Genomic DNA, 22,628 nt, shown 5'->3' with positions numbered 1-22,628 from the left:
CGGCCCGCCGGTAAGGTTTTCGCACATGTATTTGAAGGGTCTGACGCTCAAGGGCTTCAAGTCTTTCGCGTCCGCGACGACTCTGCGGTTCGAACCGGGCATCACGTGTGTCGTGGGGCCGAACGGTTCCGGCAAGTCCAACGTCGTCGACGCCCTCACCTGGGTGATGGGGGAGCAGGGCGCCAAGGCGCTGCGCGGCGGCAAGATGCAGGACGTCATCTTCGCCGGGACCGCCGGCCGGCAACCCCTCGGCCGTGCCGAGGTCACCCTCACCATCGACAACTCGGACGGCGCGCTGCCCATCGAATACTCCGAGGTGTCCATCACCCGGCGGATGTTCCGCGACGGGGCCGGCGAATACGAGATCAACGGGAACTCGTGCCGGCTGATGGACGTGCAGGAACTGCTGTCCGACTCCGGCATCGGCCGCGAGATGCACGTCATCGTCGGTCAGGGCCGCCTCTCCGCCATCCTCGAGTCCCGGCCGGAGGACCGCCGCGCATTCATCGAGGAAGCCGCCGGAGTCCTCAAGCACCGCAAGCGCAAGGAGAAGGCGGTCCGCAAGCTCGACGCGATGCAGGCCAACCTCGCGCGCCTGACCGACCTCACCGCCGAGCTGCGCCGGCAGCTCAAGCCGCTCGGCCGCCAGGCCGAGGTGGCGCGCCGCGCCCAGACCATCCAGGCGGACCTGCGCGACGCCCGGCTGCGGCTCGCCGCCGACGACCTCGTGACCCGGCGCTCCGAGTTCGCCGACCAGGACGAGCAGGAACGCGTCCTGCGCGAGCGACTCGATCACGTCTCCGCCGAGCTCGACGACGCCAACGCCGAACTCGCACGCCACGAGGAGGCGGTCGCGCGACTCACTCCCGGCGCCGAGGCCGCGTCACAGACCTGGTTCCGGCTCTCCGCGCTCGCCGAACGTCTCGGCGCCACCGTGCGCATCGCCCAGGAACGCGCCCGCCACCTCGACACCGCCCCGGCGGTCCGCGACGGCCAGGATCCGGACGAGATGGAGGCCCGCGCCGACCGCATCGCCGAAGAGGAGGCCGAACTCCTCGAGGCCGTCGAGGTCGCCCACGGCACCCTCGAGGCCGCGAAGGAGCAGCTCGCCGTCCAGGAGGAGGCCGCCGCGGCCGCCGAGCGGGCGCACCTGGCCGCAGTGCGGGCCGTCGCCGACCGGCGGGAGGGACTCGCGCGCCTGGCCGGACAGGTCGACACCGTGCGCACCCGCGCCGAGTCCATCGACGCGGAGGTGGCCCGGCTGACCGTCGCCATCGAAGAGGCCCGGCTGCGCGGTGTCGCCGCCCAGGCCGAGTTCGAGACGGCCCAGGCCCGCATCGACGACCTCGACGCCGGCGAGATCGACGCCGACGCACAGCACGAACGCGCCCTCGAGGCGCTGCGACTCGCCGACGCCCGCCTGAAGGAACTGCAGGACGCCGAGCGCGCGGCCGGCAAGGAGGTCGCCTCCCTCGGGGCGCGCATCGAGGCGCTGGCGATGGGTCTCGAACGCAAGGACGGCGCCGCCTGGCTTCTCGAGCACCGCCCCGACCTGGGATTGTCGGGTCCCCTCGCGGAACGCGTCCGGGTCGAGGCCGGCTACGAGGTCGCCGTCGCAGCGGCGATGGGCCCGGCCGCGGAGGCGCTGGCCGCGGATTCGGTCCCGGCGGCCGCCGCGGCCGTCGCCGCGCTGGTGGACGCCGACCAGGGCCGGGTCGCGTTCGTCGCCGGGGGCACCACCGCGCCGGCCGAGCCGGCGAGCCTGCCCGACGGGACGCGCTGGGTGCGGGACGTGATCGACTGCCCGCCGGAACTGCGCGGCGGACTCGACGCGCTGCTGGCGCGCACCGTCGTCGTGGACGACCTGCGCTCCGCGATCGAACTGTGCCACGTGCGCCCCGAACTGCGGGCAGTGACCCGGAGCGGTGACCTCGCCGGCTCGGGCTGGGTCGTCGGTGGATCCGGGCGCGCGCCGAGCACCCTCGAGGTCCAGGCCGCGATCGACGCGTCCCGCGCCGACCTCGACCGCGCGGTCCGGCGCTCCGAGGAACTCTCGGCGGCTCTCGCCGGCGCCCTGGCCGAACAGGCGGCCCGCGCCGAGGTGGCCGAACAGACCCTCGCGGCCCTCAACGAATCCGACGCCGCAATGTCCGCGGTGTACGAGCAGCTCGGCCGGCTCGGGCAGGCCGCGCGCGCCGCCCACGCCGAGTCCGAGCGCCTCGCGGCGCAGCGCACCAACGCCGAGACGGAGCGTGACACGGCCCGCCGCGAGGTCGTCGAGCTCGAGGAGCGGCTGCGACTGGCCGAACAGGAACAGAGCGACGCGGGCGCCGATCCGGGCACCGACTCGACGGCAGTCGACCGAGAGGTCGCCGCCGCTGCCCTCGCCGAGGTCCGGGCCGTCGAGATGGAGGCGAGGCTCGCGGCCCGCACCGCGGAGGAGCGCGCCCAGGCGCTGCGCGGCAAGGCGGACTCGCTGCGCCGCGCAGCCCAGGCCGAGCGCGAGGCGCGGGCCCGGGCCGAACGGGCACAGCGCGCCCGCAAGCAGGCCGCGGCCGTCGCCGCGGCCGTGGCCGAGTCCGGCGCCCGGGTCGCGGCCCACCTGGACGAGGTGGTCGCCGCGGCCTCCGCCCACCGGGACGAGCTGACCCGTCAGCGCGCCGAGCGGGCCGAACAGCTCGACAAGGTCAAGGAGCGGGTGCGCGACCTCTCCGCGCAGCGGGCCCAGCTCACCGACGCGGTGCACCGGGACGAGGTCGCCCGCGCGCAGGCCGCGCTGCGGATCGAACAGCTCGAGCAGGCCGTCGTCGAGCAGTACGCCATCGCGCCCGACGATCTGGTCGCCGAGTACGGCCCCGAGGTGCCGCTGCCACCGTCCGACCTCGAGATCGCCGAGTTCGAACAGGCGCGGGAACGCGGAGAACAGGTCGTCGCGCCGCAGCCGCAGCCGTACGACCGCGCCACCCAGGAGCGGCGCGCCAAGCGCGCGGAGAAGGACCTGACGACCCTCGGCAAGGTCAACCCGCTGGCGCTCGAGGAGTTCGCCGCGCTCGAGGAGCGGTACAACTTCCTCGCCACGCAGCTCGAGGACGTCAAGAACGCCCGCAAGGACCTGCTCGGCGTGGTCGCCGACGTCGACGCCCGCATCCTGCAGGTGTTCACCGAGGCGTACGCGGACGTCGAGCGCGAGTTCGAGCAGGTGTTCGCCAAGCTCTTCCCCGGCGGCGAAGGCCGCCTCGTGCTGACCGATCCGTCGGACATGCTCACCACCGGCATCGAGGTCGAGGCCCGGCCGCCGGGCAAGAAGGTCAAGCGGCTGTCGCTGCTCTCCGGCGGCGAGAAGTCGCTGACGGCGGTGGCCATGCTCGTCGCCATCTTCCGGGCCCGGCCGTCCCCGTTCTACGTCATGGACGAGGTGGAGGCCGCTCTCGACGACACCAACCTGCGCCGGCTCATCGGGCTGTTCGAGCAGCTTCGGGAGAAGTCCCAGCTCATCGTCATCACCCACCAGAAGCCGACGATGGAGATCGCCGACGCCCTGTACGGGGTCAGCATGCGCGGCGACGGCATCACCCGCGTCATCTCGCAGCGGATGCGTGGTCAGGATCTTTCTCGCCCAGAGCTGAGCGCGGCCGTTGCGCCTGACAGTATGGGGGGCGTGAGTACCGGAGCCTGGATAGCCATCGCGGCGGCACTTGCCGTCCTCCTCGTCGCGCTCGTCGTCGGCCTGACCCTGTACCGGAGACGGCGGGTGTCGCTGACGGCCGAGCAGACGCCGCAGCTCGGCACCGCCGAGCAGAAGGATCGTTCCGGCGGTTACAAGGCCGCGGGCGGCTTCAGCTTCACCCAGGGGGCGACCGCGACCGCGCCGCCCCAGCCGGTCGAGCGGCCGGTTCCGAGACCGCCGGTGGTCCCGGAACCGCCCGCGTCCCCCAAACCGCCGGTCGCTCCGGAATCGACGGTGGTGCCGGAACCGAAGGTCGTGCCGGAACCGAAGGTCGTGTCACTGCCCCAGGAGGTGTCGGAGGCTCCGGCGCCGACGGTCGAACCCCGGGTGGAGCCCGAGCGGGCCCCGGAGGCCGGTGCCGCCCCCACCGTGGAACCGGCCCCCAGGGTCGAGCCCGTCCCGGGCATCGAGCCGGAGACCGCCCCGGCGCCGTCCGAGGTCGTCCCGCCGGTCGAGGAAGTTGCGCCGGTCGAGGAAGTTGCGCCGGTCGAGGTCGTCCCGCCGGTCGAGGAAGCTCCGCCGGCACCCGCCGTCGAACCCGAGGTGGCCCCGCCGCCGACCGCCGAGCCCGAGGTAGCGGCTGTCCCGCTCGTTCCCCCGATCGAGGAGATCGCCCCGACCGAGGGCCGGCTGGACCGGTTGCGCGGCCGACTTGCCCGGTCGCAGTCGGCGGTGGGCAAGAGCCTGCTCGGCCTGCTCGGCGGCGGCGACCTCGACGAGGACTCGTGGGAGGAGATCGAGGACACCCTGCTGATCGCCGACCTCGGTGCCGCCACCACCACCCAGATCGTCGAGCGGCTGCGGGTGCAGATGGCCGCCCGCAGTGTGCGCACCGAGGCCGAGGCCAGGGCCGTCCTGCGGGACGTGCTGGTCGAGGCGCTGCACCCGGAGCTGGACCGGTCGATCAGGGCGCTGCCGCACCAGGATCACCCGGCGGTGCTGCTCGTCGTCGGGGTCAACGGCACCGGTAAGACCACCACCACCGGCAAGCTCGCCCGGGTCCTCGTCGCCGACGGCCGCCGCGTCCTGCTGGGCGCCGCCGACACCTTCCGTGCGGCCGCCGCCGACCAGTTGCAGACGTGGGCCGAGCGGGTCGGCGCCGAGGTCGTGCGCGGCAAGGAGGGAGGCGACCCGGCCGCGATCGCCTTCGACGCCGTCGCCAGGGGCACCGATCAGGGTGTGGACGCCGTGCTCATCGACACCGCCGGCCGGCTGCACACCAAGACCGGTCTGATGGACGAGCTCGGCAAGGTCAAGCGGGTCGTGGAGAAGAAGGCCGCGGTCGACGAGGTGCTGCTCGTGCTCGACGCGACGATCGGGCAGAACGGCCTGATGCAGGCGCGCGTGTTCGCCGAGGTCGTGGACATCACCGGCGTGGTGCTGACCAAGCTCGACGGCACGGCCAAGGGCGGGATCGTCTTCCAGGTCCAGCACGAGCTCGGGGTCCCCGTGAAACTCGTCGGTCTCGGTGAGGGCGCGGACGACCTCGCGCCGTTCGAGCCGGGCGCATTCGTCGACGCCCTGCTGGGCTGATCCACCGCACCACCGCCAGCTCACCACCGGCCACCCGGCCTCCGACCGGGTGGCCGGTTTTGGTCACGGAAAGGTCACAAATCGTCACTCGGTTCCCATCTGCCACTCCGGTTCGGTAGAAACAGGTGCCGGACGGATCCCGCGGGGCGGGTGGCGACGGGGAAGCAGCGACGAGAGGCTCCTGCGGGAGCTCGCCGCGCTGGCCACCCGGCCCCGCCGGGTCCGTCCCGGCTCGGGTCGCGATCCGTCCCGATCCACCCCCTCCCGGCTCGCGGGAGCACCGCCGCGAAACGCCGTGCGAGGGACCCGGTTCGGCCGCCGGCGCCGGTGGATGCGCCGCGAAACAGGAACGAAACACATGTCCGATTTGCGTTCACTCCGCCGAAACAGCGCGGCGCTCCGGCCGAAACATCACCACAGCATTCTTCTCTCGACGACGCGCTGACCGGCGCGGCCAACAGGGAGGTTGCAGTGGAGGAAGTGGTGAACACCGGCGACGCGGCATGGATGCTGATATCGGCGTCCCTGGTGCTGTTGATGACGCCCGGTCTGGCGTTCTTCTACGGCGGCATGTCGCGCACCAAGGCCGTCCTGAACATGATGATGATGTCCTTCGGGGCAATGGCGGTCATCGCGGTGATCTACGTGCTGTGGGGCTGGTCGATGTCCTACGGCACCGAGGACATCGGGGGCATCTTCGCCAACCCGTTCCAGATGTTCGGTCTGCAGGGTGCCATCTACGACGACGCCGGTGAGTTCCTGCCCGGCCTCGGCGACTACCCGCAGATCATCGACATCGGCTTCCAGGTCACGTTCGCGGTCATCACCACCGCTCTCATCAGCGGTGCCCTCTCCGAACGCGTGAAGTTCGGCACCTGGCTGGCCTTCTCCGGAATCTGGGTCACCCTCGCGTACTTCCCCCTCGCCCACATGGTGTGGGGCGGCGGCCTGCTCTCCGGCTCCGCGGACGGCCTCGCCGCCAAGATCTTCGGCACCTCCGACGACGGAGAAGGCGGGCTCGTCGCGACCGTGGCGCCCATCGACTTCGCCGGCGGCACCGTCGTGCACATCAACGCCGGCATTGCCGCGCTCGTCCTGGCGCTGATCATCGGCAAGCGCGCGGGCTTCGGCCGCACCGCCTTCCGTCCGCACAACCTGCCGTTCGTCATGCTCGGTGCCGCCCTGCTGTGGTTCGGCTGGTTCGGCTTCAACGCCGGTTCCGCGTTCGCCGCCGACGGTGTGGCCGGCCTGGCCTGGGTCAACACCACCACCGCCGCGGCCGCCGCGATCCTCGGCTGGCTCCTCACCGAGCGCATCCGCGACGGCAAGGGCACCAGCCTCGGTGCCGCCTCGGGTGCCGTCGCCGGCCTCGTCGCCATCACTCCGGCCGCCGGTGCGCTCAGCCCGGTCGGTTCGATCGTGCTCGGCGCGATCGCCGGCGTCCTGTCCGCCCTGGCGGTCGGCCTGAAATACAAGTTCGGCTACGACGACTCGCTCGACGTCGTCGGCGTGCACCTCGTCGCGGGCCTGTGGGGCACCATCGCGATCGGGTTCCTCGGCACCGAGACGGGCCTGTTCTACGGCGGCGACTACAAGCAGCTCGTGATCCAGATCGTCATCGCAGTCTTCGCCCTGGTCTACACCGGCATCATCACCGCGATCGTCGCCTTCGCGCTCAAGCCGCTCGGCTGGCGGGTGTCGGAGGAGGAAGAGGCGCGCGGCATCGACGAGGCCGAGCATGCGGAGTCGGCATACGACTTCGCCGCCGCCCTCAAGTGATAAGAAGACATCAGGGCACTGGAGACTGGGAAGGGATGAGGATATGAAGCTGATCACGGCAATTGTCAAGCCGTTCACCCTCGAGGACGTCAAGGCAGGCCTCGAGCAGGCGGGTGTGCTTGGCATGACCGTCAGCGAGGTGCAGGGATACGGTCGCCAGAAGGGCCACACCGAGGTCTACCGCGGAGCCGAGTACTCCGTCGACTTCGTTCCCAAGGTCCGCGTCGAGGTCGTCGTCGACGATGCCGCCGTCGACAAGGTGGTCGAGACCATCGTCGAGGCCTCCCGCACCGGCAAGATCGGCGACGGCAAGGTGTGGGTCACCCCGGTCGAAACGGTCGTCCGAGTGCGCACCGGTGAACGAGGCGCCGATGCACTCTGACCCGAAGGGGTCCGGAACTCGCGGCCCTGGTCCCGCTGCCTCCGCGGCGGGATCGGGGCCGCCGGTGTCTCCGGGGCCGGCCGGATCCGGCACCGCCGCCACCGACCTCGCCCGGGCTCGTACCCAGTTGCTCGCCGGCGGCACCCGCAACCGCCGGCTCGACGCCCCCGCCCTCCGTCACGCCCTCGTCGATCTCCACGAGTTCTGGCTCGTCACCAAGGGAACCGAACTCGGAATCAAGCCCGACTGCGGCTTCGCCATCGTCGCCGTCGGCGGCCTCGGCCGCCGCGAGATGCTCCCCTACTCCGACCTGGATCTGGTCCTGCTGCACGACGACATGGACCCCGCTGTCGTGTCCCGGGTCGCCGACCGGCTCTGGTATCCGCTATGGGACGCGCACATCAAGCTCGACCACAGCGTCCGGACCGTCCCGCAGGCCCTGCAGGTCGCCGCGTCCGACCTGACCGCCGCGCTCGGCCTGCTCGAAGCCCGGCACATCGCCGGCGACCTCGAATTGAGCAATCTGCTGATCGGCGGCGTGCGGCGGCAGTGGCGCACCGGCATCCGCAGCCGGTTCGAGGAGCTCATCGCCCTGACCGAGGCCCGGTGGGAACGCAGCGGGCAGATCGCGCACCGGGCCGAACCCGACCTCAAGAGCGGCCGCGGCGGGCTGCGGGACGTGCAACTGCTCAACGCACTGTCCGTCGCGCAGCTCACCGACGGCATGCCCGGGCTCGGGCCCGACGTTCCCGGCGGCGGGCTCGCGGCCGCGCACCGCCGCCTGCTGGACGTTCGCACCGAGCTGCACCGCGTCGCCGGCCGGGCCCGCGACCAGCTGCGCGCCCAGGATGCCGACGAGATCGGCGCCGCCCTGCGCATCGGGGACCGGTTCGACCTGGCCCGCGTGCTGACCGAGGCGGCCCGGACCGTGAGCTACTCGGTGGAGGTCGGGGTACGCACGGCAGGAAACTCGCTGCCCCGCAAGGGCCTGTCCCGGCTGCGCCGCGTCCCCGTCCGGCGCCCGCTCGACGAGGGTGTGGTGGAACACGGCGGCGAAGTGACGCTGGCCCGCGACGCGCACCCGCGCAAGGACCCCGGCCTGATCACGCGGGTCGCCGCGGCCGCAGCGCAGCACGATCTGCCGATCTCCGCGTCCACCCTCGGCCGCCTGGCCGACAGCGCCCCCGAACTGCGGGAACCGTGGCCGCGCACCGCGCTGAACGACCTGCTCGTGCTGCTCGGCTCGGGAACCCGCGCGATCGACCCGATCGAGGCGCTCGACCGGACGGGACTGTGGGGCCGGCTGCTCCCCGAATGGGGGGCGGTGCGGGATCTGCCCCCGCGTGATGCCGTGCACACCTGGACGGTGGACCGGCACCTGGTGGAGACCGCGGTGTACGCCGGCGGGCTGACCACCCGCGTCGCACGCCCCGACCTGCTGGTGCTCGGGGCGTTGCTGCACGACATCGGCAAGGGTCGCGGCGGCGACCACAGCGTCGTCGGCGCGGAACTCGCCACCCAGATCGGCCGCCGGATGGGCCTGTGGCCGTCCGACGTCGCCGTGCTGTCCGCGCTGGTCCGCCACCATCTGCTGCTTCCGCACACCGCGACCCGCCGTGACCTCGACGACCCCGCCACGGTGGAGTCCGTCGTCGAGGCCATCGACGGCGACCCGGTGCTGCTCGAGCTGCTGCACGCCCTCGCCGAGGCGGACTCGCTCGCGACGGGCCCGGGGGTGTGGGGCGACTGGAAGGCGGCGCTCATCCGGGAGCTGGTCCGGCGCTGCCGGCTGGTGATGGCGGGGGAGGAGCTGCCGAGACCGGACCCGATCGACCCCCAGCTCGCCGAGCAGGCGGAACAGGGCGGCATCCACGTCGAGCTCCAACCCGGCGAGAACCCGCACGCCTACACGGTGACGGTGGTCGCGCCCGACGAGCCGGGCCTGCTGTCCGACGCCGCCGGGGTGCTGGCCCTGCACGGCCTGCGCGTGCTGTCCGCCTCGGTGGGCAGCCACGCCGGTAGTGCCGTCAACAGCTTCGCCGTCGCGCCGCTGTTCGGGGCCCCGCCGCCGGCGGGTCTGCTGCGGCAGGAACTCATCCGGGCCCGCGCCGGGGACCTCGACCTGCTCGCCACGCTCGACGCGAAGGAGCAGGCGGCGAGGGAGGCGCAGCTGCCCGAACGCCCGGAGCGGGCCGTGCCGGGCACCTACGCGCAGGCGCCGCCGCACCTGATCTGGATCGACGCCCCGGATCCGGGGCAGGCGATCCTCGAGCTGCGCGCCGAGGACCGGCTGGGCATGCTGTGCCGGCTCGCGGACGCGTTCGAACGGTGCGGCACCGACGTGCGCTGGGCCCGGGTTTCCACCCTCGGCCGCACCGTCGTGGACGCGTTCTGCATCGATCTGGGAGGTTCCGACACCCGGGAGAACCGGGAGCGGGTCGAGCGGGCGGTGCTCGCAGTGGTGCCCGCTCCGGAGCCGAAGAATCCCGAGGACAAGGGCTGAGGGCGGGGCGGCCGCTCGTGCACGTGCGAGAACTCGTGCCGCGAGCGGCTACCCTGGAGCGCAGAACTGTCCGCATCTTCGCCAGACCCAGGAGCGCATTCGGTGTTCGAATCCCTTTCCGACAGGTTGACCGGAGCCCTCAAGGACCTGCGCGGCAAGGGGCGCCTCTCCGACGCCGACATCGACGCGACCGCCCGGGAGATCCGCCTGGCGCTGCTCGAGGCCGACGTCGCCCTGCCCGTGGTGCGCTCGTTCATCGCCAAGATCAAGGAACGAGCCAAGGGCGCCGAGGTACACGGCGCGCTGAACCCCGCCCAGCAGGTCGTCAAGATCGTCAACGAGGAGCTCGTCGGGATCCTCGGCGGCGAGACCCGGCGGCTGCAGTTCGCCAAGACCCCGCCCACGGTGATCATGCTCGCCGGCCTGCAGGGTTCCGGTAAGACCACCCTCGCCGGCAAGCTCGCCAAGTGGCTCAAGGACCAGGGCCACACCCCGCTGCTGGTCGCCTGTGACCTGCAGCGGCCCGGCGCGGTCACCCAGCTGCAGATCGTCGGTGAACGCGCCGGTGCGTCCGTGTTCGCCCCGCACCCCGGCACCTCCATCGGCGGCGGCGAGAACCCGCTCGGCATCACCGCCGCCGACCCGGTGAACGTCGCCCGCGACGGCGTCGCCGAGGCCCGCGCCAAGCACTACGACGTGGTCATCGTCGACACCGCCGGCCGCCTCGGCATCGACGAGGAGCTGATGGCCCAGGCCGCCGGCATCCGCGACGCCGTGCAGCCCGACGAGACGCTGTTCGTGCTCGACGCGATGATCGGCCAGGACGCCGTGAGCACCGCCGAGGCGTTCCGCGCCGGTGTCGGCTTCACCGGCGTGGTGCTCACCAAGCTCGACGGCGACGCCCGCGGCGGTGCCGCGCTCAGCGTCCGCGAGCTGACCGGTCAGCCGATCCTGTTCGCGTCGACCGGTGAGAAGCTGGAGGACTTCGACGTCTTCCACCCCGAGCGCATGGCCAGCCGCATCCTCGGCATGGGCGACGTGCTCACCCTCATCGAGCAGGCCGAGCAGGTCTTCGACGCCGAGCAGGCCGAGGCCACCGCCGCGAAGATCGGCTCCGGTGAACTCACCCTCGAGGACTTCCTCGAGCAGATGATGGCCGTACGGAAGATGGGCCCGATCGCGAACCTGCTCGGCATGTTGCCGGGTGCGGGACAGATGAAGGACGCCCTCGCGAACGTCGACGAGAAGCAGCTCGACCGGATCCAGGCGATCATCCGCGGCATGACGCCGGCGGAACGCGCCAACCCGAAGATCATCAACGCCTCCCGGCGGCTGCGCATCGCCAACGGCTCCGGCGTCAAGGTCTCCGACGTCAACCAGCTCGTCGACCGGTTCTTCGAAGCCCGCAAGATGATGGCCGCGATGGCCGGGCGCATGGGCATGCCCGGGTCCCGCAAGCCGCAGCGCGCGAAGAAGGGCAAGAAGGGCAAGAAGGGCGGCCGCGGGCCGACCCCGCCGAAGATCAAGGGCGGATTCCCCGGTGGCATGCCCGCCGGCATGCCCGGCATGGGCGGGATGCCCGCCGGGTTCCCGGACCTGTCGAAGATGCCGAAGGGCCTCGACGAGCTGCCGCCCGGTCTCGAGAACTTCGACCTCTCGCAGCTGAAGTTGCCGAAGAAGTAGTCCGCCGTGGCGTTCACCCTGCGCGGACGGTCCCTGCCGGACGGCGAACCGATCGAGCTGTGGATCGGCGACGACGGCACGTTCGCCGGCGAGCCGATCCCCGGGGCCGAGCTGCTCACCGCCGACGGCTGGATCCTGCCCGGTCTCGTCGACGCCCACTGCCACGTCGGGATCCGCTTCGGCGGCGGCGCGGAGGACGCGGACGGGCTGATCGCGCAGGCCGTCACCGAGCGCGACGCCGGGGTGCTGCTGCTGCGCGACGCGGGATCCCCGGTCGACACCCGGCACCTCGACGAGCGGGCCGACCTGCCGCGGATCGTGCGCGCGGGACGGCACATCGCCGCCCCCAAGCGCTACATCCGCGGGCTGCCCGTCGACCTCGAAGACGAATCGCAGCTGCCGGACGAGGTGGTTCGCCAGGCCCGCGCGGGGGACGGCTGGGTCAAGCTCATCGGCGACTGGATCGACCGCGGCACCGGCGATCTCGCGCCGCTGTGGTCGGACGGGATCCTCGTCGAGGCGATCGCCGCGGCCCACCGCGCGGGAGCGCGCGTGACCGCCCATGTGTTCGGGGAGGACGCGCTGCCCGGCCTGCTCGCCGCCGGCATCGACTGCCTCGAACACGGCACCGGGCTGACGGACGACACGATCGCCACCATGGCCGCGCAGGGCACGGTCCTCGTGCCGACCCTGGTCAACATCGAGAACTTTCCCGAGATCGCCGACTCGGCCACCCGGTTCCCGGTCTACGCGGCGCACATGCGGGACCTGCACGCCCGTGTCGCGGACACCGTCGGCGCCGCCCACGACGCCGGGATCCCGATCTACGCCGGCACCGATGCCGGCGGCTCGGTGCGGCACGGTCGCATCGCCGACGAGGTCGCCGCCCTCGGCAAGGTGGGGCTGACCCCGACCGAGGCGCTCGGCGCCGCCAGCTGGACGGCCCGGGCCTGGCTGGGGCATCCGAGCCTCGAGCCGGGCGCCCCCGCCGACCTGACGGTGTACGAGCTGGATCCGCGGACCGGGCCGGACGTGCTGGCCCGGCCGGGCCTGGTGATGCTCCGGGGTGCCGTCGTCACCCGCCGCGCCGCCTTCGCATGACCGTCCCCGAGCCACCCGACCCGGAGACCGCTGCGGCCCCGCCCCGGCCCGCGCCCTCGCCCCCCGCGCACCGGTGGGGCCTCCCGGCCGCGCTGGTGGTGCTGGCCGTGAACCTCGCCGGCTTCACGCTGGGACCGGTCCTGGCCGGGGAGGGCTTCGTCGCCGAGACATACGTGCTCGCCATCATGGCCCCCACCCTGCTCGCGGGGGCGGCGGCCGTGGCGTTCAGCGTGTGGCGTGGCTGCGGACCCGTCGCCGACTTCGGACTGCCGCGGTCGTGGCCCGAGTTCCGCAACCAGCTCGGAATCGGTCTGCTCGGCGGGGGAATCGCGCTGCTCGGCGCGCTGATCCTGGCAGCGATCCTCGTCGTCGCCCTCGGCATCGACGCCGCCGATTCCCCGCTCACCGCCCTGGTCGGGTTGCCCACGGTGTGGAAACTGCTGCTCGTGGCCTGGGTGTGGTTCGGCGCCCCGCTCGGCGAGGAGCTGATGTTCCGCGGCATGCTCTGGGGGGCGCTCGAACGCCGGCCCGAGCGATGGTGGGGACGCCCGATCGGCGTCCTGACGATCACCACCGTCGTGTTCGCCATGTGGCATCAGGAGTGGTGGCGGCTGCCGGTCCTGTTGTGGGGCGGAGCGGCGATGGGGTTCGCGCGGCTGCGCGGCGGGTCGGTGTTCTCCTCCTGGGTGGCGCACTCGCTCAACAACACCCTGCCCGCGCTGAGCCTGCTGTTTCTGCTCTGACCTCCCGTTTTCGTCCCGGCGGGCGGATCTGGCAGAATGGATCGCTGTCGTCGCATCCGGTTACGTACCGCGCGGCGGTCACAGGATAGAGGCAAAACCGGACGTGCCAGAAGGGCACGTCGTCCGAATTGCACGTGACAGGCGTATTTCGCATGCGCCGAAGGAGATTCACAGCAGTGGCTGTCAAGATCAAGCTCACCCGTCTCGGCAAGATCCGCAACCCGCAGTACCGCATCGTGGTTGCCGATTCGCGCACCCGCCGCAACGGCCGCGCCATCGAGACCATCGGCAAGTACCACCCGAAGGAAGAGCCCTCGCTGATCGAGATCGACTCGGAGCGGGCCCAGTACTGGCTCGGCGTCGGTGCGCAGCCGACCGAGCCGGTCGAGAACCTCCTCAAGATCACCGGCGACTGGCAGAAGTACAAGGGTCTCCCCGGCACCGAGGGCACCCTGCGTAAGGCCGAGCCGAAGCCGTCCAAGCTCGAGCTGTTCCAGGCCGCCCTCGCGCAGGCCGAGAACGCGCCGGCTGCCGAGGCCGTCACGCCCAAGAAGAAGAAGGCCGCCAAGGAAGACACCGCGGAGGAGTCCTCCGTGTCCACCGAGGCTGCCGAGTAATGAGCACCGTTGTCGCCGATGCCGTCGAGCATCTCGTCCGTGGGATCGTCGCCAACCCCGACGACGTGCGCGTCGAGCTGATCACGGGCCGTCGGGGGCGCACCGTCGAGGTGCACGTGCACCCCGACGATCTCGGCAAGGTCATCGGCCGCGGCGGCCGCACCGCGACCGCCCTGCGGACCCTCGTCTCCGGCATCGGGGGCCGTGGGATCCGCGTCGACGTCGTCGACACCGACCAGTAGGCGCGCCGCGGTGGAGCTCGTGGTGGGCCGTGTCGCCAAGTCGCACGGCATCAAGGGTGAGGTGGTCGTCGAGGTTCGCACCGACGAACCCGAGGAGCGCTTCGCCGTCGGCGCCGTGCTGCACGGCCGCAAGCCCCGCGAGCAGACCCTGCAGACGTACACGGTGGAAGCCGCCCGGGAACACTCCGGGCGGCTTCTGCTGCGCCTGCGGGGGATCGCCGACCGCAGCGCCGCCGACGCCCTGCGCGGCACCCTGTTCCTCGTCGACAGCGCCGACCTGCCGCCGTCCGACGACCCGGACGAGTTCTACGACCACGAGCTCGAGGGCCTGGCCGTACGCATCGTCGCGGGACGGCCCGACGCCGGCACCGAGATCGGTACCGTTCGCGAGGTGCTGCACACCGCCGCCGGCGAACTGCTCGCCGTCCGCCCGGCCGGCGACGAACGGCGCGAACTGCTGATCCCGTTCGTCACCGCGATCGTGCCGACGGTGTCGCTCGCGGGCGGCGTCATCGAGATCGACCCGCCGGAGGGTCTGCTCGACCCCGACTTCGGCTCGGAGACATAACCTCCCGTGCGATTCGACGTCGTCACCATCTTCCCCGAATACCTCGAGCCGCTGCGCGTCGCGCTGCTCGGCAAGGCCATCGACAAGGGCCTCGTCTCCGTCGGGATCCACAACCTGCGGGACTGGACCCACGACGTGCACAAGGCCGTCGACGACTCCCCGTACGGCGGGGGACCGGGCATGGTCATGAAGCCCACGGTGTGGGGGCCCGCCCTCGACGACGTGCTCGCCGGCCCCGACGGCGAACCCGACCCCGACGTGCTGCTCGTCGTCCCCACCCCGGCCGGCGTGCCGTTCGACCAGGCCACCGCGCAGCGCTGGGCCGGCGAGAAGCGCATCGTGTTCGCCTGCGGCCGCTACGAGGGCATCGACCAGCGCGTCTTCGACGACGCCGCCCGCCGGGTCCGGGTCGAAGAGGTCAGCATCGGCGACTACGTCCTCATCGGCGGCGAGGTCGCCGTCCTCGTCATGACCGAGGCCGTCGTGCGACTGCTGCCCGGCGTTCTCGGCAATCAGCAGTCCCACCAGGAGGACTCCTTCTCCGACGGCCTCCTCGAGGGCCCCAGCTACACCCGCCCCGTCAGCTGGCGCGGCCTCGAGGTGCCGCCGGTGCTGCTGTCCGGGGACCACGCCAAGGTCGCCGCATGGCGCCGGGAGCGGGCGCTCGAGCGCACCCGCGAACGCCGACCCGACCTGCTCGCCGACTGACCGGTCACGGTCAGTGCGCGCCGGCGCCGCCGAACACCGTGCGGACCACCTCGGTGACCGTGTCCCGCGCGTGCTGCGCACTCGCATCCCCGGTCACGTCGAACAGCGCCGTGTCCGGCAGATCGGCCCACCGGTCGTCGCCGTCGTCGTAATGCACGAGCTCGCGGGCGAGCACCACCAGCACATACCGCTCGTCCTCGCCGACGAACCCCGTGGACAGGTGGATCCAGCGCCCGTCGAGGCAGCACATCCAGCCCTGCTTCACGCCGAGTCCCGTCGTGTCGACCAGCCCGTCCGGCAACCCGAAATGCTGGTCGTACCCGTCGGCGCCGACCGGAGCGGCGGCCCGCAGGTGCCCGACGATCGTCGCGCGGCCCCACTCGTCCAGCCCGCCCGTGCCGTCGAGCAGGTCCGCGTACCAGGTGAGCAGGTCCGACGCGGTGGTGACGGTGTTCCACCACAGCCCGTCCGCGGGCGCGACGGTGCCGGTGAACGCGTGCCGTGCGGCGGTGCGCTCGACGATCTCCGAGTCGCCGTGCCGGAACCACAGGTCGTTCGCCGCCGAGTCGTCCGACGACTCGAGCATCGCGGTGATCCGGTCGTAGTCACTGCCGCCGAGCGGCAACTCGCCGGTCGCCGCCCGGTACAGCAGGTCGTCGGCGATGAACAGCTTGGCCACCGACGCGGTCTCGATCGGCGCGTCGACGCCCCCGACGACCCGGCGCCCGGTCCGACGATCGAGCGCGGCGATCGTCACGTCGGCGCCGCGTCCGGCGGCGGTCGCCGCCGCGGCCGTCATCCGGTCGGGCAGCGAACCGAACGGTTCCAGCGGGCCCGGGGACTCGACGGCGGCGGACGGCAGGGCGACCGGCGACACGACCGGCTCCGGGCCGCACGCACCCACCGTCGCCGCCGTCAGCAACGACAGCGCCAGCACCGCCCAGCGGCCGCCGCGCACCCGGGACATTCCCACGCTCCTGTAGTCGATTGTCCGGCGAGCTCGCCCCACCGTCCACCTCGGAGACGGGCGCGCCCACGCGCGTCACCGAGGGCGGAGGAAGGATAACGGTAGGGTCGACCGCTGTGACGACCGCTCTCAAGACCGTGAATCAGCGCATCGCCGAGGAACTCGACGTCCGGGAAGGTCAGGTCGCCGCGGCGGTCGACCTGCTCGACGGCGGCGCAACGGTGCCGTTCATCGCGCGCTACCGCAAGGAGGTCACCGGCGCGCTCGACGACGCCCAGCTCCGGCAGCTCGAGGAACGCCTGCGATACCTGCGTGAGCTCGACGAGCGCCGCACCGCGGTGCTCGAATCCATCGAGTCGCAGGGCAAGCTCGACGACGAGCTGCGCACGCAGATCCTCCTCGCCGACACCAAGGCCCGGCTCGAGGACATCTACCTGCCGTTCAAGCCGAAGCGGCGCACCAAGGCGCAGATCGCGCGGGAGGCCGGCCACGAGCCCGTCGCCGACGCCCTGATCGGCGACCCCACCACCGATCCCGCGCAGTACAGCGCCGAACAGCTCGACGGCGCCCGCGCCATCCTCGTCGAACGCTTCGCCGAGGACGCCGACCTCGTCGGCGAACTGCGTGACGCGATGTGGACCCGCGGACAGCTGAAGTCCACCGTGCGTCCCGGCAAGGAAACCGAGGGCGCCAAGTTCGCCGACTACTTCGACTTCTCCGAGCCCTTCACCGACCTGCCCTCGCACCGCATCCTCGCGGTGCTGCGCGGCGAGAAGGAGGAGGTACTCAGCCTGTCGCTCGAGCCGGACACCGAGGAACCCGAGCCCGGGCAGCGCACCTACTTCGAAGGCCGCATAGCCGCCCGCTTCGGCATCGCCGACGAGGGCCGGCCCGCCGACAAGTGGCTCCTCGACACCGTCCGTTGGGCGTGGCGCACCAAGCTGCTGGTCTCCCTGGCCCTCGACACCCGTATGCGGCTGCGGCAGTCCGCCGAGAAGGACGCCGTCGACGTGTTCGCCGCCAACCTGCGCGACCTGCTGCTCGCCGCCCCCGCCGGCACCCGGCCGACGATGGGACTCGACCCCGGCTTCCGCACCGGCACCAAGGTCGCCGTCGTCGACGCCACCGGTAAGGTCGTCGCGCACGACACGATCTACCCGCACCAGCCGCACAACAAGTGGGACCAGGCCCTGGCCACCCTCGCGCGGCTCGTCGCGCAGCACGGGGTGGAACTGATCGCGATCGGGAACGGCACCGCCTCCCGCGAAACCGATGCCCTCGCCACCGAGCTGATCGCCAAGTCCGGTGCCACGAATCTCACCAAGATCGTGGTGTCCGAGGCCGGCGCGTCCGTGTACTCGGCGTCGGCGTACGCGTCGAAGGAACTGCCGGATCTCGACGTGTCGATCCGCGGTGCGGTGTCCATCGCCCGGCGCCTGCAGGACCCGCTCGCCGAGCTCGTCAAGATCGATCCCAAGTCCATCGGCGTCGGCCAGTACCAGCACGACGTGTCCGAGACGATGCTCGCCCGCTCCCTCGGCGCGGTCGTCGAGGACGCGGTGAACGCCGTCGGCGTGGACGTCAACACCGCCTCGGTGCCGTTGCTCGCCCGGGTGTCGGGCATCGCCTCGTCCCTCGCGGAGAGCATCGTCGCCCATCGAGACCAGCACGGCCCGTTCCGCACCCGCAAGGCCCTCACGGACGTGCCGCGCCTCGGTCCGAAGGCGTTCGAGCAGTGCGCCGGCTTCCTGCGGATTCCCAACGGCGACGACCCGCTCGACACCTCGAGCGTGCATCCCGAGGCGTACCCGGTGGTGCGGCGTATCGTCGAACGGAACGGCGGCGACGTGCGCGAGCTCATCGGCAACACCGCGGTGCTGCGCCGGCTGCGGCCGGCGGAGTTCGTCGACGACCGCTTCGGCCTGCCCACCGTCACCGACATCATCGCCGAGCTCGAGAAGCCGGGCCGCGACCCGCGCCCGGAGTTCAAGACCGCGACGTTCGCCGCCGGCGTGGAGAAGGTCGCCGACCTGAAGCCCGGCATGGTGCTCGAGGGTGTGGTCACCAACGTCGCGGCGTTCGGCGCGTTCGTCGACGTCGGGGTGCATCAGGACGGCCTCGTGCACGTGTCCGCGATGTCCCGCAGCTTCGTCCAGGACCCGCACGACGTCGTGAAGTCCGGCGAGGTGGTCAAGGTCAAGGTGCTCGACGTGGACGTGCCCCGGCAGCGGATCAGCCTGACGCTGCGCCTCGACGACGAGATCCCCGCCCCCGGTGCCCCCGCCGGCGGTGCCGACCCGGGCGGTCCGCAGGACCGCGGCGGGCGCCGGCCCGGCGGCCAGCGGCAGGGTGGGAAGCGGCAGGGCGGACAGCGGCAGGGGCAGGGCGGCCGCCGCGGCGACCGTCGCCAGGACGCCGCGCCCGCCGCCGGATCGATGGCGGACGCGCTGCGGCGTGCCGGATTCGGCAAGTAGATGCGCCCCGGGCCGCGCCGACTACCGGCGCGGCCCGGTTCCTGACATCCTCGGGAGCATGCAGCCCACCGTGACGACCGGCCGCGCGCCGAAGGACCCGCTCCGCCTCGTCGACGGCGTTCCGAGGGCGATTGCGCGGTGACTGCGGTGACCGAGTGGCTGCAGCGCGAGATCATCGAGCGCGGGCGACTGCCGCTGCTGTTCTTCCTGCTCGGATTCCTCCTCGCGTTCCTCTTCATCCGATTCAGCGTCCGCATGATCCGCGCCCAGGTGCGCTGGTGGCCCGGCAATGTCACCCCCGGCGGGCACCACGTGCACCACGTGGTGTTCGGCGTGGTCACCATGGTGATCGCGGGCGGGTCCCTGATCGCGGTCTACGAGGACGGCACGCAGACCACCGGAGCGGCCCTGGCCACGCTCTTCGGCATCGGGACCGCGCTCGTGCTCGACGAGTTCGCCCTGATCTTCTATCTCAACGACGTGTACTGGGAGCAGGAGGGACGCGTCTCGGTGGATGCGGTCTTCGTCGCGATCGCCGTCACCGGCCTGGTGTTGCTCGGCCTGCAGCCCCTCGAGTTCGCCGACGTCACCAACTTCCGGGAGGACCCGTCGTGGGTCACCCGCACGCTGATCGCCCTCTCCGCGCTCGCAAATCTCGCCCTCGCGGCGGTCGTGCTGGCCAAGGGCAAGATCTGGACGGGCCTGATCGGCCTGTTCGTCTTCCCACTGCTGCTGATCGGCGCGGTGCGCCTGTCGCGGCCCGGCGCCCCCTGGGCGCGGTGGCGCTACAGCGGCAAGGTCCGCAAGATGCGCCGCGCGATCGAGCGGGAGAGGCGCTATCGGCGCCCGGTGATCCGGGCGAAGATCTTCGTGCAGGACCTCGTCGCGGGCAAACCGACGATGGACACCGTGCACGGGGCCGTCGAGCACTCCCGCGTCGCCGCCGAAGCCGAACTGGCCCGCACGGTGCACGCCGCGCCCCCGCCGATTTCCGCCACCCCGGCACCGTCTGGCACAATTGACGGGTTGCCCGGCTCGGGCACGCATACCTGACCTGGGCACGAACCAGTCGAGCACCGCCTTCCGGCGGCTGCCGCTCGGTTCCTCTGCTCATGCGAACAAGCGAGGATGACAACCGATGAACACCCTGGACTTCCTGGACGCCAAGTCCCTGCGCGACGACATTCCGGACTTCCGTGCCGGCGACACCCTGAACGTGCACGTGAAGGTCATCGAGGGCTCCAAGGAGCGCGTGCAGGTCTTCAAGGGCGTCGTGATCCGTCGCCAGAACGGTGGCATCCGCGAGACCTTCACCGTGCGCAAGGTGTCGTTCGGCGTCGGCGTCGAGCGGACCTTCCCGGTGCACAGCCCCAACCTCGCCAAGATCGAGGTCGTCACCCGCGGTGACGTGCGTCGCGCCAAGCTGTACTACCTGCGCGAGCTGCGGGGCAAGGCCGCCAAGATCAAGGAAAAGCGCTGACCTCGTCGCGCTGACCGCCAGGCCCCGAGTAGCCCGGTCCGGATTCGTTCCGGGCCGGGCTACTCTGATTCGGTGGCAGATTCATCGCGAGACCCGGCCGTGCCGGAGATGCAGCAGCGCAGCACCGACGACACCCCCGAACGCGATCGGAAACAGGACAAGAAGGAGAAGTCGTTCCTGCGGGAACTGCCCGTCCTGATCCTCGTCGCACTCGTGCTGAGCTTCCTGCTCCAGACCTTCGTCGCGCGGGTCTACCTCATCCCCTCGGAGTCGATGGAACCCACGCTGCACGGCTGCCCCGGCTGCACCGGCGACCGGATCGTCGTCGAGAAGATCGGCTATCGCTTCGGCGACCCCCGGCCCGGCGACGTCGTGGTCTTCCGTGGCCCCGACTCCTGGTCCACCGGCTACGTCTCCACCCGCTCCGACAACGTCGTGATCCGCGGCGTGCAGGAGGTCGGATCCCTCGTCGGACTCGTCCCGCCCGACGAGAACGACCTCGTCAAGCGTGTTATCGCCGTCGGCGGGCAGACCGTCGAATGCTGCGACGACCAGGGCCGCGTCCTCGTCGACGGCAAGCCCCTCGACGAGCCGTACATCGAGATGGACTTCCCGTTCACACCCGGCGTGGTCACCTGCGAGACCGAGGTGCGCTCGGGCCGGTGCTTCGGGCCGGTCACCGTGCCGGACGGTCACCTCTGGGTCATGGGCGACAACCGCTCGAACTCCGCGGACTCCCGTTACCACGTCGCCGACGAGAACCAGGGCACCATCCCGATCGACAACGTGATCGGCAAGGCCCGGTTCATCGTCCTGCCGCCGTCGCGGTGGGGCACCATCGATTCCCCGGAGATCCAGCAACCGTGACGTCGTGGCCGCCGCGTGCCGTGATCCGCAGGTCCGCGGGCCTGCGCACCATGGAGTCGACGCTCGTGCGGTGCGGGCTCGGGCCGGTCGCGGGTGTCGACGAGGCCGGCCGCGGCGCCTGCGCCGGGCCGCTGGTCGTCGCCGCCTGCATCCTCGATCCCAAACCGCACCCGTCGCTCGCGCGCCTCGACGACTCCAAGAGGCTCACCGAGAAGACCCGCGAGGAGTTGTTCCCGATCATCCGCCGTCGCGCGGTGGCGTGGAGCGTGGTGATCGTGCCGGCGGCCGAGATCGACGTCATCGGCGTGCACGTGGCCAACATCGAGGGCATGCGCCGCGCGGTGATGCGGCTGTCCGTCGCGCCCGGGTACGTCCTCACCGACGGCTTCCGCGTGCCCGGCCTGCCGGCGCCGTCGCTGCCGGTCATCGGCGGCGACGCCGCGGCGGCCTGCATCGCGGCGGCGAGCGTGCTCGCCAAGGTCACCCGGGACCGGATCATGGTCGACCTCGACGGCGAACTGCCCGGCTACGGCTTCGCCGTCCACAAGGGCTACAGCACCCCCGCGCACATGGCGGCATTGCGGGACCTCGGCCCCAGCCGGGAGCATCGGCTGCGGTACGCCAACGTTGCCGCCCTCCTCGGCGACGACGCCGGCCCCGGCCGATTCGGCTCCGACGAGGCGGATGCGGGATGATGGATCAACACACCAGAACGGGAGGACACCGAGACCGATGAGTGCCGAGGATCTCGAGAAGTACGAAACCGAGATGGAGCTCTCGCTGTACCGGGAGTACCGGGACATCGTCGGTCAGTTCGCGTACGTCGTGGAGACCGAGCGACGGTTCTATCTCGCCAATGCGGTCGAGCTGCTGCCGCACAACTCCGGCGGCGAGGTGTACTTCGAAGTGCGCATGTCCGATGCGTGGGTGTGGGACATGTACCGCCCCGCCCGCTTCGTCAAGCACGTCCGGGTCATCACCTTCAAGGACGTCAACATCGAAGAGCTCGACAAGCCGGACCTGCGCCTGCCCGACAAGCTGGGGTAGCGCCCCTACGACCTCCCGTACGTGGCCGAATGTCACATTCCTTCGATCTGATCGAAGCGGTGTGACATTCGGCCACGTGCCGTTCCGGGCCTCCTCCGCGTCGGCCGAAGTTGTCCACACCCGGCGAGTTCATCCACAGATTTCGTGATCCGGCCCGGTGCGGACCGCGGAGGACCTTCGCGTGGCGCACAGTGGTCGCCACACAGG

At 71.6% G+C, this 22,628-nt stretch carries 18 protein-coding genes and 1 pseudogene; 18 read left to right on the top strand and 1 reads right to left on the bottom strand.

Going from position 1 to position 22,628, the window contains the following annotated elements:
• Positions 1 to 25: 25 nt before the first annotated feature.
• The 12 genes and pseudogenes from smc to trmD form a co-directional block, all read left to right on the top strand.
• A pseudogene (gene smc, locus JYA75_RS20485) lies at positions 26 to 3,613 on the top strand (chromosome segregation protein SMC); the annotation flags it as partial.
• Entirely contained in the window at positions 3,593 to 5,260 is a 1,668-nt protein-coding gene (gene ftsY, locus JYA75_RS28885) for a signal recognition particle-docking protein FtsY (protein WP_346778220.1), read from the top strand. The pseudogene smc and the gene ftsY, both read left to right, overlap by 21 nt.
• Positions 5,261 to 5,731: 471 nt before the next feature.
• Positions 5,732 to 7,039: an ammonium transporter gene (locus JYA75_RS20480; RefSeq protein WP_029543203.1), complete on the top strand. Its 1,308-nt coding sequence runs from the start codon at positions 5,732 to 5,734 to the stop codon at positions 7,037 to 7,039.
• A gap of 43 nt (positions 7,040 to 7,082) precedes the next feature.
• A complete protein-coding gene (locus tag JYA75_RS20475; protein ID WP_006933679.1) occupies positions 7,083 to 7,421 on the top strand; it encodes a P-II family nitrogen regulator in 339 nt (112 codons plus the stop codon).
• The gene (locus JYA75_RS20470; protein WP_050036343.1) at positions 7,411 to 9,924 is read left to right on the top strand and encodes a [protein-PII] uridylyltransferase; all 2,514 of its coding nucleotides are present in this window, start codon (positions 7,411 to 7,413) and stop codon (positions 9,922 to 9,924) included. The genes JYA75_RS20475 and JYA75_RS20470 overlap by 11 nt, the downstream gene beginning before the upstream one ends.
• 102 nt (positions 9,925 to 10,026) lie before the next feature.
• Positions 10,027 to 11,607: a signal recognition particle protein gene (gene ffh / locus JYA75_RS20465; protein WP_006933683.1), complete on the top strand. Its 1,581-nt coding sequence runs from the start codon at positions 10,027 to 10,029 to the stop codon at positions 11,605 to 11,607.
• 6 nt (positions 11,608 to 11,613) lie between these two features.
• A complete protein-coding gene (locus JYA75_RS20460) occupies positions 11,614 to 12,708 on the top strand; it encodes an amidohydrolase family protein (protein WP_065922647.1) in 1,095 nt (364 codons plus the stop codon).
• The gene (locus tag JYA75_RS20455; RefSeq protein WP_006933689.1) at positions 12,705 to 13,451 is read left to right on the top strand and encodes a type II CAAX endopeptidase family protein; all 747 of its coding nucleotides are present in this window, start codon (positions 12,705 to 12,707) and stop codon (positions 13,449 to 13,451) included. The genes JYA75_RS20460 and JYA75_RS20455 overlap by 4 nt, the downstream gene beginning before the upstream one ends.
• 176 nt (positions 13,452 to 13,627) lie before the next feature.
• Entirely contained in the window at positions 13,628 to 14,068 is a 441-nt protein-coding gene (gene rpsP / locus JYA75_RS20450) for a 30S ribosomal protein S16 (protein ID WP_006933690.1), read from the top strand.
• Positions 14,068 to 14,310: an RNA-binding protein gene (locus JYA75_RS20445; RefSeq protein WP_006933693.1), complete on the top strand. Its 243-nt coding sequence runs from the start codon at positions 14,068 to 14,070 to the stop codon at positions 14,308 to 14,310. The genes rpsP and JYA75_RS20445 overlap by 1 nt, the downstream gene beginning before the upstream one ends.
• A 10-nt stretch (positions 14,311 to 14,320) precedes the next feature.
• The gene (gene rimM, locus JYA75_RS20440) at positions 14,321 to 14,878 is read left to right on the top strand and encodes a ribosome maturation factor RimM (protein ID WP_029543205.1); all 558 of its coding nucleotides are present in this window, start codon (positions 14,321 to 14,323) and stop codon (positions 14,876 to 14,878) included.
• 6 nt (positions 14,879 to 14,884) lie between these two features.
• Positions 14,885 to 15,586, top strand: a complete 702-nt coding sequence (gene trmD / locus JYA75_RS20435) for a tRNA (guanosine(37)-N1)-methyltransferase TrmD (protein WP_006933695.1) — start codon at positions 14,885 to 14,887, stop codon at positions 15,584 to 15,586.
• A gap of 10 nt (positions 15,587 to 15,596) precedes the next feature.
• On the opposite strand, the gene JYA75_RS20430 is transcribed toward trmD, so the two are convergent.
• Positions 15,597 to 16,553 carry a hypothetical protein gene (locus JYA75_RS20430; protein ID WP_006933696.1) on the bottom strand — a complete coding sequence of 319 codons (957 nt, stop codon included), beginning with the start codon at positions 16,551 to 16,553 and terminating at the stop codon, positions 15,597 to 15,599.
• A gap of 116 nt (positions 16,554 to 16,669) precedes the next feature.
• Here JYA75_RS20430 and JYA75_RS20425 point away from each other — a divergent pair, with 116 nt between their 5' ends.
• The 6 genes from JYA75_RS20425 (at position 16,670) to JYA75_RS20400 (ending at position 22,421) form a co-directional block, all read left to right on the top strand.
• Positions 16,670 to 19,027, top strand: coding sequence for a Tex family protein (locus tag JYA75_RS20425; protein WP_006931083.1), 2,358 nt, complete (start codon positions 16,670 to 16,672; stop codon positions 19,025 to 19,027).
• A gap of 147 nt (positions 19,028 to 19,174) precedes the next feature.
• Positions 19,175 to 20,080 carry a hypothetical protein gene (locus JYA75_RS20420; protein WP_006944315.1) on the top strand — a complete coding sequence of 302 codons (906 nt, stop codon included), beginning with the start codon at positions 19,175 to 19,177 and terminating at the stop codon, positions 20,078 to 20,080.
• 85 nt (positions 20,081 to 20,165) lie between these two features.
• Positions 20,166 to 20,507, top strand: a complete 342-nt coding sequence (rplS, locus tag JYA75_RS20415) for a 50S ribosomal protein L19 (protein ID WP_003939017.1) — start codon at positions 20,166 to 20,168, stop codon at positions 20,505 to 20,507.
• Positions 20,508 to 20,615: 108 nt separating this feature from the next.
• Positions 20,616 to 21,374 (top strand): signal peptidase I, encoded by a 759-nt coding sequence (lepB, locus tag JYA75_RS20410; protein WP_044476372.1) that lies wholly within the window; start codon positions 20,616 to 20,618, stop codon positions 21,372 to 21,374.
• Positions 21,371 to 22,069: a ribonuclease HII gene (locus tag JYA75_RS20405; RefSeq protein ID WP_006944319.1), complete on the top strand. Its 699-nt coding sequence runs from the start codon at positions 21,371 to 21,373 to the stop codon at positions 22,067 to 22,069. The genes lepB and JYA75_RS20405 overlap by 4 nt, the downstream gene beginning before the upstream one ends.
• A gap of 37 nt (positions 22,070 to 22,106) precedes the next feature.
• On the top strand, positions 22,107 to 22,421 hold the full coding sequence (locus JYA75_RS20400) for a DUF2469 domain-containing protein (RefSeq protein ID WP_003939014.1): 315 nt from the start codon (positions 22,107 to 22,109) through the stop codon (positions 22,419 to 22,421).
• Positions 22,422 to 22,628 lie beyond the last annotated feature (207 nt).

The organism is Rhodococcus sp. PSBB066, assembly GCF_017068255.1.
Taxonomy (GTDB): Bacteria; Actinomycetota; Actinomycetes; order Mycobacteriales; family Mycobacteriaceae; genus Rhodococcus; species Rhodococcus aetherivorans.
This window is presented reverse-complemented; position numbering and strand designations above follow the sequence as displayed.

Coding starts and splice junctions, on each gene's coding strand:
- ftsY (WP_346778220.1), top strand. CDS start 3,593: ATGCGTGGTCAGGATCTTTCTCGCCCAGAGCTGAGCGCGGCCGTTGCG.
- JYA75_RS20475 (WP_006933679.1), top strand. CDS start 7,083: ATGAAGCTGATCACGGCAATTGTCAAGCCGTTCACCCTCGAGGACGTC.
- JYA75_RS20470 (WP_050036343.1), top strand. CDS start 7,411: ATGCACTCTGACCCGAAGGGGTCCGGAACTCGCGGCCCTGGTCCCGCT.
- JYA75_RS20455 (WP_006933689.1), top strand. CDS start 12,705: ATGACCGTCCCCGAGCCACCCGACCCGGAGACCGCTGCGGCCCCGCCC.
- JYA75_RS20445 (WP_006933693.1), top strand. CDS start 14,068: ATGAGCACCGTTGTCGCCGATGCCGTCGAGCATCTCGTCCGTGGGATC.
- JYA75_RS20430 (WP_006933696.1), bottom strand. CDS start 16,553: ATGTCCCGGGTGCGCGGCGGCCGCTGGGCGGTGCTGGCGCTGTCGTTG.
- rplS (WP_003939017.1), top strand. CDS start 20,166: ATGAACACCCTGGACTTCCTGGACGCCAAGTCCCTGCGCGACGACATT.
- lepB (WP_044476372.1), top strand. CDS start 20,616: ATGCAGCAGCGCAGCACCGACGACACCCCCGAACGCGATCGGAAACAG.
- JYA75_RS20400 (WP_003939014.1), top strand. CDS start 22,107: ATGAGTGCCGAGGATCTCGAGAAGTACGAAACCGAGATGGAGCTCTCG.